We start from the raw sequence: 16,367 nt of genomic DNA on the forward strand, positions 1-16,367 counted from the left end.
ATATCACTCCTAAATAACTATTGTGCAGATTAGATCTGATTTTAACTTTTAAGTTGATGGTTCTAGCAAGGATGGTATTATAGGGGACTAAATTGAATGTTATTTTATTCGAACATTAATAATACCCTAAACATAATACTATAATATAAACGGAATGACGACAGTTTTCAGAAATTGGGTAAGAGTAACTGAGGCTCTCGTGGGATTGGTGTATTCTTGCTGATGATAAGAGGGATACAAACGGAATAGGTAACAGTTAAAAAGCCAATTTAATATTGCAGTTATTTCCCTGCTGTCCGACAGGTCCTGTACTGAATGTGTCATGTTCCATAAAAGAGATGTGCCATGCTTCTACTCCTCTTCACATTGATCTCGGTTTTGTCATCTCCATCGCAACCAATCTGCTCTGCTGTAACCTTGCTCCATAAAAAGTGAAAATTCATATAACTTGTCGTGTTCTATACTGCTTGTCTTAGCTTATGGCGTAACGTAGTTATTGGACGAAAGTGTTCTTCGTAGATTTGTAGAATAGCTAGATATATTAAATATGGCATCCCATGTCTTGGAGACCCGTTAGGATTCCATAGGGGCACTACCATAATGTTCCTTTTGCGGCTCATGCTGAATTCGTTTTCCTCAGAAGTTTTTGGTAGGCCTTGCTTGGCATGTTGTACGTCATAGTCTGAATGAAGGATAAGTCCCTATAGGAGATGGCGCGATTGCCTCTAGGCAATTGGGGGTAAAGCGATGGTTTAATCTGCCCGCTGCAGGAGTCTAAGGGTAGGTGAAGGAGTAGGCTGCGCTTCGAGAATCCATAAAAACCAAACGGCTCCACCCTCCGGTTGGTCTAGGGCCTGTATGCAAACTATGACCCAATAAAATGGGTAAATAATAGATATGATGAGACGATATGAAATTCGTGACGACCAATGGGATAATATCAAGGACCTGCTGCCAGCCGAAAGAAAACCACAAGGAGGGAGACCCCCGAACGACCATCGCCAGATTCTGAACGCCATGCTGTGGGTAGCGCGAACAGGTGCGCCTTGGCGGGATTTACCGGAATATTACGGATCCTGGTTCACCGTCTACAGCCGGTTCTGTCGCTGGAAAATAGCCGGCATTTGGGATCGGATCTTAGAGCATGTTTCGATTGAACCCGATTTCGAAAGTATTATGATTGACGCGACAATTGTCCGGGTCCATCAGCATGGGGCCGGCGCAAAAGGGGGACCCTTAAGCAAGCTATTTTGGGCGGTCCCGAGGCGGATTGAGCAGATGGACTTAACGAAAAAGCAGGTCCTGGCCGACCGTGCTTATGATACCAACCGGATTCTCCACCTTTTAAAGGAACAATCCGCCACTTCGGTGATTCCAAGTAAGAAAAACCGTCTGAAACCGCGGAAATGGGATAAGGAAATCTACAAGGAGAGGCATCTGATCGAATGCTTTTTCAATAAAGTGAAGAATTATCGCCGATTAGCCACACGCTATGATAAATTGGCCTGTACGTTTAGGGCATTTTTGACCCTAGCTTCGATTATGGTGTGGCTTGCATAGGTTTGTATACAGGCCCTAATTGATTGAAAATGCTGTTTTTCGTTTTATTTTACGGGTTGGACCGATGACGTAAAATAGTTTGTGTACCAAGATTTGGAGTGTTAACAAACACAAAGAAGGTAGGGTACTCTCGGAATTGTCCAGACCCACGAGAGGAGATCACCCTACCATGAATCCTAGTATACACGACACAAGCTTTATCAAACAATTGGAAAATACAGTGCGTGACTTCGTTAAGAATAAACTCGAAATGCTCATGCGTGAGGAAATCGCTAATTTCTTGACGGTAGAACAACCGGAAGACACGCACAATACACGAAATGGGTACTACACACGTACCCTCGAGACCAAGTTCGGTAAGATCGACGATCTGCAAGTACCACGCGACAGACAAGGAGAGTTCCAAACACAGCTCTTCGAGCCCTATCAACGCCGGGATGGTTGGCTGGAAGAGGCGGTCATCCGCATGTATAAAGGCGGTATGAGCACACGTGAATTAGGTGATTTCATTGAATCCATCATCGGTACCCACTATTCACCTACTACGGTCAGCAACATTACCAATACGGTGCTGAAAGACGTTCATGAATGGCAGCAGCGCCCGCTGAACAAACGTTATTCCGTGTTATACATCGATGGGATTCACTTTAATCTTCGGCGCGACAGTGTAGCCAATGAGGTTATTTATGTAGCGATGGCCATCGACGAAGAAGGGTATCGCCAGGTGCTTGGTTTCATCGTAGGTGGTAATGAGAGTGCGCATGGTTGGAACACCTTTTTACAAAAACTCTATCAGCGCGGCGCTACCGAGATTCTGCTGGGTGTCTTTGACGGGCTTACGGGGCTTGAAGATGCGTTTCACAGCGCGTTTACCCGAAAGCTGACGTGCAGCGATGCGTTGTGCACAAAGTGCGCAATACGTTTCGGAAGATCCGCGTTAAGGACAAGGTGGAGTTTATGAAAGACCTGAAACTGGTCTATACGGCTCCACGGTACGAGCAAGCGATGCAGCAGTTTTACGCTGTAGAACTCAAGTGGTCCAAGATCTATCCTCGGGAAATCGAGTCCTGGAGAAAGGATTTGCCGGTTCTGCTGACGTTCTTTAAATATCCGGAAGATGTACGAAAAAGCATATATACGACCAATTCCATCGAGAGAACTGTAAAGGAAATCCGAAAGCGCTTTTACCCGATGAATAGTGTGCCGAATGTAGATGCTGCAGAAAAGGTAGCTTATTTAGTCGTGTCGGACTACAACAACCGTTGGATGAACCGGATCATTCGAGGTTTTGGCATGGAAGAAACCAAACGGGCATTCGAGACCATGTACCAGCAGAAGTATGGGAGTCAAACCTAAAAGACAGCTCCCGCGCCTTCGCTTGAGCTACACTCACAACATCCAGTATTCAAATCTGTCGATTCCATGAGTCCCCTATGCTCTTGATACACAAACTTCTTGACGCTACCTGTTGGACCGGCACCTATGGTTAAAAGTAGCTCCTCTTGATGAATTAAACTGCAATCGCCCTCTACTTTGCATTCTTGGCAAGGTGGAGGGCGATTTTCTTTATGTTCTATGCAGCTGCGGTCATCAATGCCTGTTCCCGAACTTTTTCCTTTCCCCGAAATCGGCAATAGCGAAGCCCGTGGAGCTCTTTGGTATCCGCGAAGCTTCGCTCTGTAGTTCGGTGACCGCAGGCGATACAGATATTTACCTGCACGTTCACTGGGGTAATATTAACGTCCCGTAATGAAGTCGTCTTTATGGTCTACCACCGTACGGTGGTCCAGGTAAAAGAAGCCTTCCGGTTTACCATCACGAACCATAAAGCCGCTCTCTGGATCGGTTGTGCTTATCTTGGTCTCCGCCATCACCTCCTTCACTTGTAATGGCTTTTTTTCATGCTTCCTCCGGTTTTCGTCGGTGGAGCCTTCCAAGTCCTCGATGGATTCCTTGGGCGATCATCCCACTACTTGCACGTTATGCTTGCGTTTATTGGCTTTGGGGTGGGTCGAGTCTATAAATGAGCACGCCGCCGGCTACCCTGCGATGATCCATAGCCACCCGAAACGACATGGTCGAAAATCTCCTGGAACACTTCCTTGCCCTCAAAGCGATAATTCCAGTTCCAACAGATAGTGCTGTGGTCCGGTGCTTTTTTGGAGAGACCAATGCCCAGAAACTAGCAGTAGGCAATATTTAGGTTGATTTTCTGTTCCAACCGGCGCTCCGAGCGAATTCCGTAAGATACCCGATGAGTAGCATCAAAAAGCATAACGGGATCGATGGAAGGACGGCTGTGGGTTTGGCTGTAATAAGAGCGAACCATCTCTGTAATAAAGGAAAAGTCTATATGTTTTTGAATATGTCGTAGCAGATGGTTGTCCGGCACCATATGCTCAATACAAATAAGCGCTTAGTCCAATTGAGGCTCGAGCTGATATGTATTTAGATATCAAAAGGAACACCAGATTTTCTACCAGACATTTTAACATATCACTGCATTGCCGTTTTAAATTAACTGGATAAAGACAGACTGTCGGGAGAATCCCAACAGTCTGTCCCACCTCCGGTTTGCAGGTTACCTTCGCGGTTACATGCGGCGGTTACTCAGCCGGCCTCTCTTCCTGGATCGGCTTCGAAAAGCCGGTATCCCTTGCGATAGAAGAACAGGCCGCTGATCATCACTCCCGCCATCAGCGCGAACAGGGTTTCCCCGCCGCTGGCCGTCAGCAGGTAACCTCCAAGGACCGGTCCGATGAAGTGTCCGAGCCCCGAGAACGACTGGGCCCCATAGTAGGTTCCCCTCATGTCTTCGGGCGCCAGCTTGTCGATCAGCACGTTCCCGGCCGGGTAGGTGAGGATCTCGCCCAGCGTGAAGAGGAACATGGAGACCAGGAACGCTCCCCAGGAGCCGGCCAGCGCATAGCCCAGATCCCCCAGGGCGAACAGCAGTGTCCCGGCGGTGATCGCGGCGAGCGGGCCCTTCGGTTGGAACATGCGGGTCAGAGGCACCTGCAGCGCGACGACCGTGACGGCATTCAGGGTCATGAGCAGGGCGAAGAGCGCAGCGCCGCTTGCGACCTTGCCTTCGGCATACTGGGCCAGGGTTACCATCATCTGGGAATAGCTCAGCGCCCCGATGATGGAGCCCGCCATATAATAGCGGAAGACCGTGTCCTGCCGGATGACACGCCATGCCGAGCGGACCGTTACGGTGCTGCGGTGCTCCCCTTCGATGCGGCGGATGCCGAAGACCTGCAGCAGCACATACAGCGCGGCCGCATAGAGGAGATAGATCAGGCCGGTGAGCAGAAAAGGAAGCCAGGCCTGCACCGCGCCGGCATAAGCGCCGAGCAGCGGACCGACGGCGACGCCGATATTGATGGCGAGGTAGCGCAGGGAGAAGACGTTCAGCCGCTTCTCCGGCGGCGTGATGTCTGCCATCAGCGCCTGGGACACCGGCTCATAGAGCGAACGGGCGAGCCCGTTGAGCATGTTGAGCAGCATGAACACCAGCGGGGCCTTGGCGGCGGCGAAGCCGATGAAGACGGCCGCCCACGCCAGCAGGGCAGCCATAAGGATGAGCTTGCGGCCGAAGCGGTCGGAGAGCGCGCCGCCGATGAAGCCGCCGGCGGTGCCTGCCAGCGAACCGAGGCCGATAATTGCGCCGATGAGCAGGGGACTGAGCCCGGACTGCTTGGCGAGATAGATGGCCAGGAAGGGCATGCTCATGGAGGAAGCCGCCCGGGCCATGATGGTGCCGAGAAGGAGCACGTGAACGATCGGGTGGTACTCCCTGAGGAACAGGGTGGTACGGTCGCGTCCGGACCGCAGCAAAGAGAGAAGCATGGCGGAAGAACGGCCCCCTTTTTGAAAATATTAGAAATGATATCTCACCAGTGCTCGATCCCGTCAGCTTATATTTCTTATAAACACGCATCGTCCGTAAAGGACGGTGAAGCCGTTTGTCCTGACCTTTGGTCAATGATAAATCGGTTTCATTATAACGGAAAGCTCCTGGGCTGCATAGGGAAAACTGGAATCGGCAGGAATGGATGGTATACTACAAGGTAGGCGTTAGAAAAAGCAGGAGGCTGACCATGAATCTAACCTCGGTACTGCTCGGTTTGATCTTTGTTCTCAATGTGGTCTCCGCGGTCTTCGTCATCTTCCGGGAAAGACGCGATGTCGGGGCCACCTGGGCGTGGCTGCTCGTCTTGTTATTCATTCCGCTGCTGGGCTTCGTGCTGTACCTGCTCTTCGGTCAGAATCTGAGGAGGGACCGGCTGTTCCAATGGGAGGATCTGAAGGAGCTCGGCATCGACCGGATCGTCGGGGAGCAGCTGGCACAGATGAACACGCAGCAGTTCGAATTCCGGAGTCCGGCGGCCAGGGCGAACCGGGACCTGATCTATATGCACCTGATCAACAACCAGGCGCTCCTCACGGAAGACAACCGGGTGGACCTCTTCACGGACGGCGGGGAGAAGTTCGAGCGGCTGTTCCGGGATATCGAGGAGGCACGGGAGTATATCCATCTCCAGTATTACATTATCCAGAACGATGAGCTCGGCGTACGGCTGATCCGTGCCTTGACGAAGAAGGCCCGGGAGGGCCTCAAGGTCCGCGTGCTTTACGATGAGCTTGGCTCCAGGAGCCTCGGAAGGGCGTTCTTCCGGGAATTCCGGCAGGCGGGCGGGGAAGCGGAGGCCTTCTTTCCGTCCAAATTCCGTCTGCTCAACTACCGCCTGAATTACCGGAACCACCGCAAGCTCGTCATTATCGACGGGACGACCGGTTACGTCGGCGGCTTCAACGTGGGGGACGAGTACCTGGGGCTCCATCCGAGGTTCGGGTATTGGCGGGACACCCATGTCCGAATTCAGGGGTCGGCGGTCTATGCCATGCAGATCCGCTTCATCCTGGACTGGAATCAGGCGTCGCACGATTACGACATCACCTACATGCCGAGTCTGTTTCCGGCCCAGAGGTTCGATGGAGATGTGGGCATCCAGATCGTAACAAGCGGTCCCGATTCCGAGTTCGAGCATATCAAGAACGGGTATTTAAAAATGATCTCCTCCGCATCCGAGTCCATTTATATTCAGACGCCCTATTTCATCCCGGATGCAAGCATACTGGATGCGCTGCGGATCGCTTCGTTCTCCGGGGTGCGGGTGAACATCATGATTCCCGATAAACCGGATCATCCGTTTGTTTATTGGGCATCCCTATCCCATATCGGTGAACTCCTGAAGTCGGGAGCGGTGGTCTACCTCTACGGCAGCGGCTTCATTCATGCCAAGACGCTCGTGGTCGACGGGCAGATGGCCTCCGTCGGAACAGCCAACATCGATGTACGAAGCTTCAAGCTGAACTTCGAAGTCAATGCCTTCCTGTACGACGAGGGAATATCCCGTGAGCTCATGGAGGCCTTCCATAGGGACATCGGCGTGTCCCGTATCCTTACGCTGCAGGAATATCGGCGGCGCTCCGGCTGGATCCGTTTCAAAGAATCGATATCGAGGCTGCTGTCGCCTATCTTGTAAGGAACGGACCGCCCCCCTGCAGACCCGTAGTCCGCAAGGCCGGGAATAGGGGAAGATCTGGTGCGGCAGCAGCTGGAAAAGGAGGAAGTAACGATTTGATTGGGAATAAACCGTTCATTACACCGCCGCGCATACTGGCCGCCGGCTTCGCCTTGATTATCGCGATCGGAACGGTTCTGCTGTCCCTGCCGGCGGCTTCGGTCGGGGGCGGCCGCATTCCGGTGATGGATGCCCTGTTCACCGCCGTGTCGGCAACCTGTGTAACCGGACTGGTCGTCATGGATACCGGTACAAGATTCACGCTGTTCGGAGAAATCGTGATTCTGGTCATGATCCAGCTTGGGGGGATCGGCTTCATGACAACGGCCACCTGGATTGCTCTCGCTTTGCGGAAGAGGATTTCACTGCGGGACCGGCTGGTGCTCAAGGAGTCGCTGAATCAGGACAGTGTGGAAGGCATTGTGAGGCTGATCATCAAAGTGTTCATCTACGCTTTTACGGTCGAGGCGGTCGCTTCCCTGGTCTTTGCCCTGCAGTGGGCGGGGGAGCTTCCTTGGGGAAAAGCCCTCTATTATGGGATATTCCATGCAGTGTCGCTCTTCAATAATGCGGGATTTGAGATCATCGGCGGCTTCATGCCCTATGTGGATCATGTGGGGATCAACCTGGTCTCGATGTTTCTGATCGTCGCGGGCGGACTGGGCTTCATCGTCATGTCGGACATCGTGGACTATCCGCGTACCCGCAGGCTGTCCCTGCACAGCAAAGTGGTTCTGTCGGTATCGGGGATTCTGACCTTAACCAGTGCGGTGATCTTCCTGGTGTTCGAGTACTCGAATGAACGGACACTGGGCGGTATGGATTGGGACAGCAAACTGCTGGTCTCCGTGTTCCATGCGATCAGCCTTCGTTCGGGAGGCATCAATACCGTGGATATTGCCGGACTGCATGCGGCCACCCAGTTCATGATGGTCATCATGATGTTCATCGGGGCGGCTCCGGGCTCGACCGGGGGCGGACTCAAGATTACGACCTTTGCCCTCCTGGTCGGTGCCGTAAGAGCTGTGCTGACGGGAAAAGAAGATGTGGTGCTGTTCCGCAGCCGCATGCCAAAATACCTGATTCAAAAGGCGGTGACCCTGACGCTGATCGCCGTAGCGGTGATCGTGGCCGCGACGATGATCCTGCTGACGCTGCAGGACCGGGACTTCATGACCGTCTTGTTCGAGGCCACGTCGGCCTTCGGAACGGTGGGACTGAGCATGGGGCTCACGCCGGAGCTGACGCCGGCCGGCCAGACCGTCATCATGCTGCTGATGTTCTGCGGAAGGGTCGGGCTGGTGACGCTCGCCTTTGCGCTGCAGAGCAAGCCGCCGAAGGAGCTGTACCGCTATCCGGAAGGCCGGATCATCATCGGCTGACCGGCGCCCGGGTCCATACACCAAAGAAGCTGACGCCCGCTGCTGCGGGGTCAGCTTCTTTGGTGTGCACTCCGGGACGGGCGCGGCGAGCGGCAGCTTCCCGGCAGTACCGCCCGGTCACACCGTGCCCAGAAGCTGCTTGAACGCCTCCGTGCTGCGCGGGGGAGGTGCGCTGCCCCGGACCGAGGCGGGCAGCGCCTCCCAGAGCTCAAGCAGCAGGGGAGGCGTGATGCCCAGCGGGTGGAGCTCCTCTTTGCGGCTGAAGACCTCCGGCGCGGGGCCTTCGAGAAGACAGCGGCCGCCGTCCATGACGAGCACCCGGTCGGCCCAGGCATAGGCCAGGTTCGTGTCATGGGTCGCCATCACGACCGTCACCCCGCTGCCGTGGATCCGGTCGAGCTCTTCAATGAGCCGGCGCTCCGAGGCCGGATCCAGGTAGGCGGTGGGCTCGTCCAGCAGCAGCAGCTCCGGCTCCAGCGCCAGGACACCGGCCAGGGCGGTGCGTTTCTTCTGGCCGAGACTGAGGTGGTGGATCGGCGTGTCGGCGAGCTCGGTGAGACCCATCGACGCGAGAATGCTGCGGGTTCGCAGGCGGATCTCCTCCTCGGAGACCCCCGCATTCCGCAGCCCGTAAGTTATATCTTCATAGGGCGTATTCAGGATGAGCTGATGCTCCGGATCCTGGAAGACCAGCCCCGCTTGCTGCCGCCACCGGCGCAGGGCCCCGGCCTGATAGGAGACCGGCTGCCCTTTCCACAGCAGCGCTCCGGCGGCCGGGCGGTGAATGCCGATGGCATGCAGGAAGAAGGTGGACTTGCCGGAGCCGTTGTGGCCGCAGATGGCTGTCTTCTGTCCGGCGGGAATCGAAAGCGTCAATCCGCGGAGGGCATCCTTCCGCGTGCCCGGGTAGCTGAACGACACGTCGCGCGCTTCCAGCAGGGGAGGAAGCGTGCTGCCCGTCTTCCCTTCGGCAGTATTTCTCACGCAGCTCCCCCTCCCCAGCGCAGGCCGGCTTCCACGCAGAGAAGCAGCAGCAGGCCGAGCCAGCCTTCCCGTCTGAATCGCAGCGGCACGGGCGCCCCCGGCTCGGGCAGGGGAAGAATGTCGCCCGTGTATCCTCGGGAGGCGAGGCCGTGGGACAGTCCCTTGTAGCGCTCCATTGTCCGGCCGAACAGGCGGAATACGAGCGAGGCCGTATCCCGGAGCCGCCCGCGGAAGCCTGCCTGGCCGCCTCTGGCCCGCTGAGCGGTATAGAGCTGCTGGGCCGTCTCCGAGAGCAGAAACAGGAAGCGGTACATGATCTGCATGAGCTCGATCGCCAGCGTCGGCACCCGCAGGGTTCTCATGACGAGCAGGAGCTTCGGAAAGGGTGTCGTCAGCATCAGGAAGAACATGCAGCAGAGCCCGGCGAGCATCCGCAGGAACAGGCTTCCCGCTGTGTGGAGTCCGTTCTGGGTCACATAGGCCGTCCAGGAAGGAAGCGTGAGAAGGGGCCATACCGGTCCGGACGTCCCCCAGCGCTCTGGCAGGGAGGACGAAGGAGCGAATTCAACGATGAGCGCGGGCAGGCTGACGGCATAGAACAGGCAGGCGCTGCCGAGGAGGGTCAGGTAGAAGGGCAGCGGAACCCGCGCATGCCGGATGGTCCAACGGACCATCCACAGGATAATGAGCACCTGCACCGTCCCGTGGGCCGTATAGGTGAGCAGGAGCAGAGCGGCGGCGAGCCCGGACTTCCACAGGGCCGGCACGTCGCCCAGCCGGTTCGTGTAGGCTATCGTATCGATCTGCCGGATCATGATGCGTGATCGTCCCCCTTGGGTTTGGAGGCCCTGCCCTTGAAGTAGCCGAAGACGTAGCCGATGAAGCCCGCTCCCGCCGCGGCCTGCAGGGCGAAGAGCATGCTCTCCGTCTCGGCCGGAGGCTCCAGCAGCGGAGCGATCCAGGGCACATAGGAGGGGGCGATGGCGCCGATCAGCTCTTCCGCGGCGCCGTCCGCGCCTCCGAAGTCTCCATCCACCAGGAGCAGAGGGACGGCGGACAGCAGGATAACCGACGCCAGCAGCAATAGGTTTTTGGACGTATTAGTCATGGGTGCGTACTCCTTTCATTCGGTGCTGCAGCAGGGTCAGCTCCGAGGGGCTGTGGGTCTGCAGCCAGTTCCAGATCAGCACGGTGAGCAGTCCTTCCGTTACCGCCAGAGGAATCTGTGTCACGGCGAAGATGCCGAGGAATTTGGCCAGCGATCCGAGGATCCCGCCGCTCTCGGCAGGGAAGGCCAGAGCTAGCTGAACCGAGGTGACGATATACGTGGTAAGATCGGCTGCGGCGGCAGCGGCGAAGATGGACAGCCTCGGCCTGCCCGAGATACGCGAGAGGGAGCGGTATACCGCGAAGCCCGCCACCGGGCCGGCTACGGCCATCGAGAAGGCGTTCGCGCCAAGGGTCGTCAGCCCGCCGTGGGCAAGCAGCAGGGCCTGGAAAAGAAGCACGATCGAACCGAGCACGCTCATGGGGAGCGGGCCGAACATGACGGCGCCAAGGCCTGTTCCCGTAGGGTGGGAGGAACTGCCTGTCACCGACGGAATCTTCAGGGCCGACAGCACGAAGGTGAAGGCCCCGGCGAGGCCGAGCAGGAGCTTGAGCTCAGGGGCTTCCCGCGTAATCCGCTTGAGGGCCCGGAGCCCCAGCAGGAAGAACGGGAGGAACGCCGCCCACCAGAACAAGGCCCAGCCGATAGGCAGGAAGCCTTCCATGATGTGCATGGCGTAGACCGGCTGCGGGGAGCCGGCCAGCAGGTAGACCGTAAAGCCCAGGACAAGCAGCAGGGTAGAAACTGTTTTGGATGATGACATGTTACTTTGAATTCCTCCCGTGTGAATAATGGCGGACAATCAAAGAACGGCTTCGCCGCTCCTTAAGGGCGGGCCGTTCCACGCAAAAAAACCAATCCCAAGGGATTGGTCACGGGTACGTCGCAATAGACGGCAAGGGGCTTCACTGCCGGTTCATGGCTCGTACACCTCTCCTCTCCGCGAAGGCGTCTGGGTGTTCGGATTAGGTAGGTCTCCTGGCTCTCGGATCTTCGTCTTAGCCCGTCTTCCCTGATGTCTTGCGTCATCAAGTGACATGAATGGGCGGGACTCCCCGAATACAGTGGCGGGACCGCTCGGGACTTGCACCCGATTCCCTGTTACCCCCGGAGCTTATGCCGGGGCACCTAATCTTTTCCTCATCAACGTATCATAAAGCGCTCACTTTGTCCATTGGGGAGCCCGTCCCCGCCGGGAAGGCCGGTCTATGCACGAAGAGGCTGACGGATGCCTCCGTCAGCCATTCTCGCCGCTCCTGCGAAGGGAGCCGGGACCTTACTTGCGCTTCGCCTTTTTCTTCTTGGACAGCACCTGTGCCTCCGCCGCACCGGTCAGCGGGGAAGGGCAGAATTCGTCGCGGACCGTATACGTGACGATGTGGCACGGAACCGGTACGCAGTGGTGCCGGTTGACGATCTCGACGTTGTGGATCACCTCGACGATCTGCGGATGGTAGAAATCACGGTACACCTTGCGCGGAGGATCGAACACCCGCTGGGTCGGACATTTCGGGCAAGACATTGAGCTTCACTCCTCTTCTTGTTTTGAACCTCACCCCAGTATATGTACCCCCGGGACATCCGGTCTGTTTGTTTGTCCCGTACGGGTCAAGAGATGACCTTGGTCATCTTCGCTTTTTCCGCTGCGCGCCGGGTATAGGGGGCGAGCGGCCGCTTCAGCCCGAGGGCGAGCGCATGGCTGGCCGGAATGAAGGCGAGCAGGCACAGCGCACTCCGGATGACCGTCTTCGGCAGCATGCCCCCTACCGTCTCGCGCAGCAGGGAGATGGCGTAGGTGAAGGGAACGAAGGGATTGACGCTCTGAAAAAAGGGCGAAGCGGTGGAGATCGGGAAGGTGCCGCCCGAGCTGGTGAACTGGAGCACCATGAAGATGATCGCGATGCCCTTGCCGGTGTTGCCGAAGACGGAGACCAGGGTGTAGGTGATCGTCACGAAGACGGCACTGATCAGGACCGAGAAGAGGACGAACAAGCCCTTGTCGACCACATAGGCGCCAAGCAGATAAATATCGCCGAGCGACAGGCACAGCGCCTGCAGGGCGCCGATCGTCAGGAAGGTCAGCAGCCGGCCGAGATAGAGTTCATAGCCCTTGTAGTGGCCGTAGGACTCATCGACATCGATCCGGAGGAGCGAGATGAGCAGCGTCGCGCCGACCCAGAGGGACAGTACAGCGTAGAAGGGGGACATCGCCGAGCCGTAATTGGGCACCGGGTATTTGCGGTTCTCCTGAAGAACGACAGGGTTCGCGAGGAAGTCGCTCTCCTGCAGGATGTCCCCCCGCAGCAGCCTGGCGAGCTCTTCAATATCGCCGCCGTGCCCCTTCAGCGCCCGGATCTGGTCCGCCGCCTTGCGGACGGCGCTGTCCAGCGCGGGCAGCTCCGTGCGCACCAGGTCCGCGGCCTGGTGGACGCCGGACTCCACCAGCGGCAGCTTCTCCCGGATCAGGGCGGACATGCGCCGAATGTCCGCCTCGGTGTTCGGCAGTTCGCTGCGCACATAATCGGCCGCTTCATGAACCCGCTGCTCCACCTTCGGCAGGTCGCTGCGGATGAACGGAACCGCCCGGTTCACGGCGTCCGTGAACCGCGTCATGTTCTCCGAGACAGCCGCGGAGGCTTCGCTGAGGCCGGCCCGGAGCCGGGGAAGATCCCCCTGCAGGGCGGTGAGCTGCTCCTGCCCGAAGGCGATGCCGGCCTGGGCGTCCCGGAGCAGCGCCTCGATCGTCGGCAGCTGCCCCGCCGCCGTCTGCAGTACATCGGCGGCATTCTTCGCTGTCCGCTCCAGGCGTGCGAGCGCCTCGGCCATGGCCGGTACGATCTCGCTGTCGTAGCGGGCGAGAATGGAGCCGAGGCCCGCGCTGACCTCCCTGGAGAGGGCGTTCAGCGAAGCCGTGAGCTCTTTGGCCGGCTGCGTTCCCTGGGCGAGCGCTGCCGAGATCCCTTGGACAAGCTCCGCCTGCCGGCTCAGCTTCGTGCGGAGCTCTTCTAGACGGGTGACCGCGCCGCTTAACACCGGGCTCTGCGCACTGCTGTTCAGCCGATTCAACACATCGATCGTCGTACCGAGAGCCTGCGTGCCGGCGGCAAGCCGCTCCCCCGCGAACGAGAGCAGGGCCAGGGCGGCCTTCGGGTCGAGGTCTGCTGCCTGAAGCGTTTCCGTGAGCTGGGTCACGGCATCCGCGGTCTGCTGCAGGAGCAGCAGATTCTGCTTCACAACGGGCGGGATGGCGTCGAGCGCGGCGTGATGCTTCTCAAGGAAGCCGGAGAGCCCGTCGGCGAAGGCCCCTCCATCCTCCGCGATGGCCGCGAGCTTCGGCAGCGCCGTAAGTGCCGCGTCGACGACGGCTCCGGCCTTCCGGGCATCCTCCGAAGCCCGCGTCAGCGTATCCTCGACCTTATAGAAATTCCGGTCGAGCTCCGTCACCAGGCCTGCGGCCCGCTGCAGCTCCGGCAGCTTCTCCTGCAGCCGGACGATGCTGTCTGCCGCCGTCTGAATCTCCGGCCAGTGCTCTTCCACCCGGAGGATCGCCGCGCCGGCTTCCTCCAGCTGGGGAATGCGCTCCTCGAGACCGGCGACTTTCTCCGCCTTGGAGCGGATGGCGGGCAGCTTCGCTTCGACCTCCAGCACCTTCTGCCCCACAGCCGCGAGCTCCGGCAGGCGGGCTTCCAGCGCCAGCACGCCGTCTTCTACGCGGCGGATGCTCGGCAGCTGCTCTTCCAGCCGGATACCGGCTTCCCGCAGCTGCGTCAGGATGGCCTCGCTGACGGAAGCGATGAAGTTTTCCCGGATCTGGCCCGCAACGGAAGAGGCGCCGCTGCCGGTGATCTTGGGAGCGACGGCATTGATTTTCTCATTCACGGTATAGACGATGGCGGGTTTCTGCGGCTGTCCGCTGAGGATGCTGGTCAGCTTGGCGGAGAAGTCGGGGGGAATGAGCAGGGAGGCATAGTAATCCCCCTCCTCCACGCCCCGCTCCGCTTCTCCTTCGTCCACGAAGGTCCAGCCGAGCTTCGTATTCTTCTTCAGGCTCTCTACGACCTCGGTGCCCACATTGACCGTTTTGCCCTGGACTACGGCCCCCTCGTCCCGGCTGGTCACAGCGATCCGGATTCCGGATGTATGGGCATAAGGGTCCCATACGGCAACGAGATTCACCCAGTCATAGACGGAGGGCAGAAGGACTAGGGCGATCATCAGGAAAATGCCGGTAGGCACCTTGGCGATATTGCGCCAGTCCCGGGCATAGATGTTGAGGATGTTCATGGACTTGGTTTCCTTTCCTTCTCTCTATTGGATTACTTTATCCATCGGCAGCGGGGCTGATGCAGTGAAGAGCAGGCGGGGGCGGAGCTTCGTTTGTCCTCTGCGGCCCATGAATCATCATGATTGCTCCAATAAATAAAAGCCAGTTAGTAACCCATGGTTAGATGACTTCATATAATACACCAACTTGGGCGGGGGGTCTTTTAACGTGCATGACAGCGGTCCATTAGTTGGCATTCAAAGTGAGAAACTGCAGGATATCATCCAAAAGAGCGCCGTGTTGGTAAAGCTCTACGAAACGTTACTCATGAGGGCACCTACCGAAGGAGATAAGAAAAAGCTGAGGCAAATGCATACCGAAAGCATGAAGGCCCTTTCGGACTCAGCCTCACTGTACATGAAATTAACCGGAAAACCGCCAACTATTTTGCCAGTAACCATACCCGGATTTGCAAAATATATTGATGGGATTGAAGATGCAATACTGTATAACATTTATATTTCCAGGCAATATGTTCAATTGATGTCTACGGTCGTACCCGATTTATTAAGTTTGGTTTTGAGAATTTCCGCAGAAAAAAACGCCCAAGCGGCGAATTTAAATTTCATGTATGCAGCCCATGTAAGCGGCAAACAGGAATTACTCAATGGATGAACAGGTGGTTTTCAAAGTGAATACTTGCGGAACAATCTATGGAGTTTCTTTAGAACAATTGCAAGAGCTGGCAAGGCTGCTGCTTGAAATCAACGGATATTACGATCAACTGATTGGCATGGCTCCCGATCAAGAACAGGCGGATCTTCTGAAGAAGCTCCAAACCGAAAATGCCCTTAACATGAAAAGAATCGGCGAATTATATCAAGCTATCTCCTGTACCGAACTGAAAATTCCACACGTAAAATCACCTAATGTGAAGAATTACTTAGAAGGTTTGAGTAAAGTAAGATCGCTCGAAGCGGAGGTTCTCCCCAAATTTGTAACCATGTATTTAGGAGCTCCGAACATCTACTATACGGCTGAATATACAAGTATTAGGGGCATCATTGCTATTCTCGCGGCTACCCCCTTTTTGCACGGATCACTGCTGCAATACCTGATTACTAAAAATTTATTCCCAAACCGGGGTGAGAATCGATATGGCCCAGTGCGGAAAAATGTTGGGGATTACTCCTGGACAAATCATCGAAAACTTGAAATCGGTTATGGAATCCCAGAAGCATAATGAAAGGCTGCTTGCTCTAACGAAAGATCCCAGGCAGGCTGAGATTATAAGGGTGTTAATTCAGGATAACAAAACAAACTTTGACGTATTAAAGGATTTATACAAGCAAATGACATGCGATCCGCTAGTGCTTCCTTCTATCACCGAACCTACATTTACAAGCTATTTGGATGGAATTCAACTTGCGATTATGCAGAAAGCCAAACAATTCGATCGTTTGTTGCACCTATACTAC

12 protein-coding genes, 2 pseudogenes and 1 riboswitch are annotated in these 16,367 nt (G+C 56.4%); of the genes and pseudogenes, 6 read left to right on the forward strand and 8 right to left on the reverse strand.

The genetic code is table 11. From position 1 onward, the window contains the following. The first annotated feature begins 900 nt into the window (after window positions 1-900). Together ACP26L_RS05590 and ACP26L_RS05595 are read left to right on the forward strand one after the other, a co-directional pair. Window positions 901-1,560, forward strand: a complete 660-nt coding sequence (locus ACP26L_RS05590; protein ID WP_426451557.1) for an IS5 family transposase — start codon at window positions 901-903, stop codon at window positions 1,558-1,560. Between the two features lie 169 nt (window positions 1,561-1,729). After that, window positions 1,730-2,916, forward strand: a pseudogene (locus ACP26L_RS05595) (IS256 family transposase). A 217-nt stretch (window positions 2,917-3,133) separates the two neighbouring features. Here the strand turns inward: ACP26L_RS05595 and ACP26L_RS05600 are convergent. After that, a pseudogene (locus ACP26L_RS05600) lies at window positions 3,134-3,955 on the reverse strand (transposase). A gap of 215 nt (window positions 3,956-4,170) precedes the next feature. After that, complete coding sequence (locus tag ACP26L_RS05605; protein ID WP_426451558.1) at window positions 4,171-5,412, reverse strand: MDR family MFS transporter; 1,242 nt, start codon at window positions 5,410-5,412, stop codon at window positions 4,171-4,173. Window positions 5,413-5,663: 251 nt separating this feature from the next. Here ACP26L_RS05605 and cls point away from each other — a divergent pair, with 251 nt between their 5' ends. After that, on the forward strand, window positions 5,664-7,112 hold the full coding sequence (gene cls, locus ACP26L_RS05610; RefSeq protein ID WP_426451559.1) for a cardiolipin synthase: 1,449 nt from the start codon (window positions 5,664-5,666) through the stop codon (window positions 7,110-7,112). A 95-nt stretch (window positions 7,113-7,207) separates the two neighbouring features. Continuing rightward, window positions 7,208-8,533 (forward strand): TrkH family potassium uptake protein, encoded by a 1,326-nt coding sequence (locus tag ACP26L_RS05615; RefSeq protein ID WP_426451560.1) that lies wholly within the window; start codon window positions 7,208-7,210, stop codon window positions 8,531-8,533. 117 nt (window positions 8,534-8,650) lie between these two features. Here the strand turns inward: ACP26L_RS05615 and ACP26L_RS05620 are convergent, their stop codons facing one another. From ACP26L_RS05620 to ACP26L_RS05645, 6 genes are all read right to left on the reverse strand, one after another. Then, on the reverse strand, window positions 8,651-9,517 hold the full coding sequence (locus ACP26L_RS05620; protein ID WP_426451561.1) for an energy-coupling factor ABC transporter ATP-binding protein: 867 nt from the start codon (window positions 9,515-9,517) through the stop codon (window positions 8,651-8,653). After that, the gene (gene cbiQ, locus ACP26L_RS05625; RefSeq protein WP_426451562.1) at window positions 9,514-10,332 is read right to left on the reverse strand and encodes a cobalt ECF transporter T component CbiQ; all 819 of its coding nucleotides are present in this window, start codon (window positions 10,330-10,332) and stop codon (window positions 9,514-9,516) included. Before cbiQ ends, ACP26L_RS05620 begins: the two co-directional genes overlap by 4 nt. Beyond that, entirely contained in the window at window positions 10,329-10,625 is a 297-nt protein-coding gene (locus ACP26L_RS05630) for an energy-coupling factor ABC transporter substrate-binding protein (protein ID WP_426451563.1), read from the reverse strand. Before ACP26L_RS05630 ends, cbiQ begins: the two co-directional genes overlap by 4 nt. Continuing rightward, on the reverse strand, window positions 10,618-11,388 hold the full coding sequence (locus tag ACP26L_RS05635; RefSeq protein ID WP_426451564.1) for an energy-coupling factor ABC transporter permease: 771 nt from the start codon (window positions 11,386-11,388) through the stop codon (window positions 10,618-10,620). The genes ACP26L_RS05630 and ACP26L_RS05635 overlap by 8 nt, the downstream gene beginning before the upstream one ends. Window positions 11,389-11,576: 188 nt before the next feature. After that, a riboswitch (cobalamin riboswitch) is annotated at window positions 11,577-11,772 on the reverse strand. A gap of 129 nt (window positions 11,773-11,901) precedes the next feature. Further along, window positions 11,902-12,147, reverse strand: a complete 246-nt coding sequence (locus tag ACP26L_RS05640) for a hypothetical protein (RefSeq protein WP_013917289.1) — start codon at window positions 12,145-12,147, stop codon at window positions 11,902-11,904. A gap of 86 nt (window positions 12,148-12,233) precedes the next feature. Continuing rightward, on the reverse strand, window positions 12,234-14,909 hold the full coding sequence (locus ACP26L_RS05645) for a YhgE/Pip family protein (RefSeq protein ID WP_426451565.1): 2,676 nt from the start codon (window positions 14,907-14,909) through the stop codon (window positions 12,234-12,236). Window positions 14,910-15,117: 208 nt separating this feature from the next. On the opposite strand from ACP26L_RS05645, the gene ACP26L_RS05650 reads away from it, so the two are divergent. Both ACP26L_RS05650 and ACP26L_RS05655 read left to right on the forward strand, forming a co-directional pair. Next, the gene (locus ACP26L_RS05650; RefSeq protein WP_426451566.1) at window positions 15,118-15,564 is read left to right on the forward strand and encodes a hypothetical protein; all 447 of its coding nucleotides are present in this window, start codon (window positions 15,118-15,120) and stop codon (window positions 15,562-15,564) included. Continuing rightward, on the forward strand, window positions 15,557-16,132 hold the full coding sequence (locus ACP26L_RS05655) for a hypothetical protein (RefSeq protein WP_426451567.1): 576 nt from the start codon (window positions 15,557-15,559) through the stop codon (window positions 16,130-16,132). The genes ACP26L_RS05650 and ACP26L_RS05655 overlap by 8 nt, the downstream gene beginning before the upstream one ends. The last annotated feature ends 235 nt before the right edge of the window (window positions 16,133-16,367 follow it).

The organism is Paenibacillus sp. S-38, assembly GCF_049942825.1.
In the GTDB taxonomy this organism is placed as follows: Bacteria; Bacillota; Bacilli; order Paenibacillales; family NBRC-103111; genus Paenibacillus_G.

What these genes read in the sequence shown, in the direction of transcription:
- cbiQ (WP_426451562.1), bottom strand. Translation starts at nt 10,332, where the DNA reads ATGATCCGGCAGATCGATACGATAGCCTACACGAACCGGCTGGGCGAC.
- ACP26L_RS05635 (WP_426451564.1), bottom strand. Translation starts at nt 11,388, where the DNA reads ATGTCATCATCCAAAACAGTTTCTACCCTGCTGCTTGTCCTGGGCTTT.
- ACP26L_RS05590 (WP_426451557.1), top strand. Translation starts at nt 901, where the DNA reads ATGAGACGATATGAAATTCGTGACGACCAATGGGATAATATCAAGGAC.
- ACP26L_RS05645 (WP_426451565.1), bottom strand. Translation starts at nt 14,909, where the DNA reads ATGAACATCCTCAACATCTATGCCCGGGACTGGCGCAATATCGCCAAG.
- ACP26L_RS05605 (WP_426451558.1), bottom strand. Translation starts at nt 5,412, where the DNA reads ATGCTTCTCTCTTTGCTGCGGTCCGGACGCGACCGTACCACCCTGTTC.
- cls (WP_426451559.1), top strand. Translation starts at nt 5,664, where the DNA reads ATGAATCTAACCTCGGTACTGCTCGGTTTGATCTTTGTTCTCAATGTG.
- ACP26L_RS05640 (WP_013917289.1), bottom strand. Translation starts at nt 12,147, where the DNA reads ATGTCTTGCCCGAAATGTCCGACCCAGCGGGTGTTCGATCCTCCGCGC.
- ACP26L_RS05655 (WP_426451567.1), top strand. Translation starts at nt 15,557, where the DNA reads ATGGATGAACAGGTGGTTTTCAAAGTGAATACTTGCGGAACAATCTAT.
- ACP26L_RS05630 (WP_426451563.1), bottom strand. Translation starts at nt 10,625, where the DNA reads ATGACTAATACGTCCAAAAACCTATTGCTGCTGGCGTCGGTTATCCTG.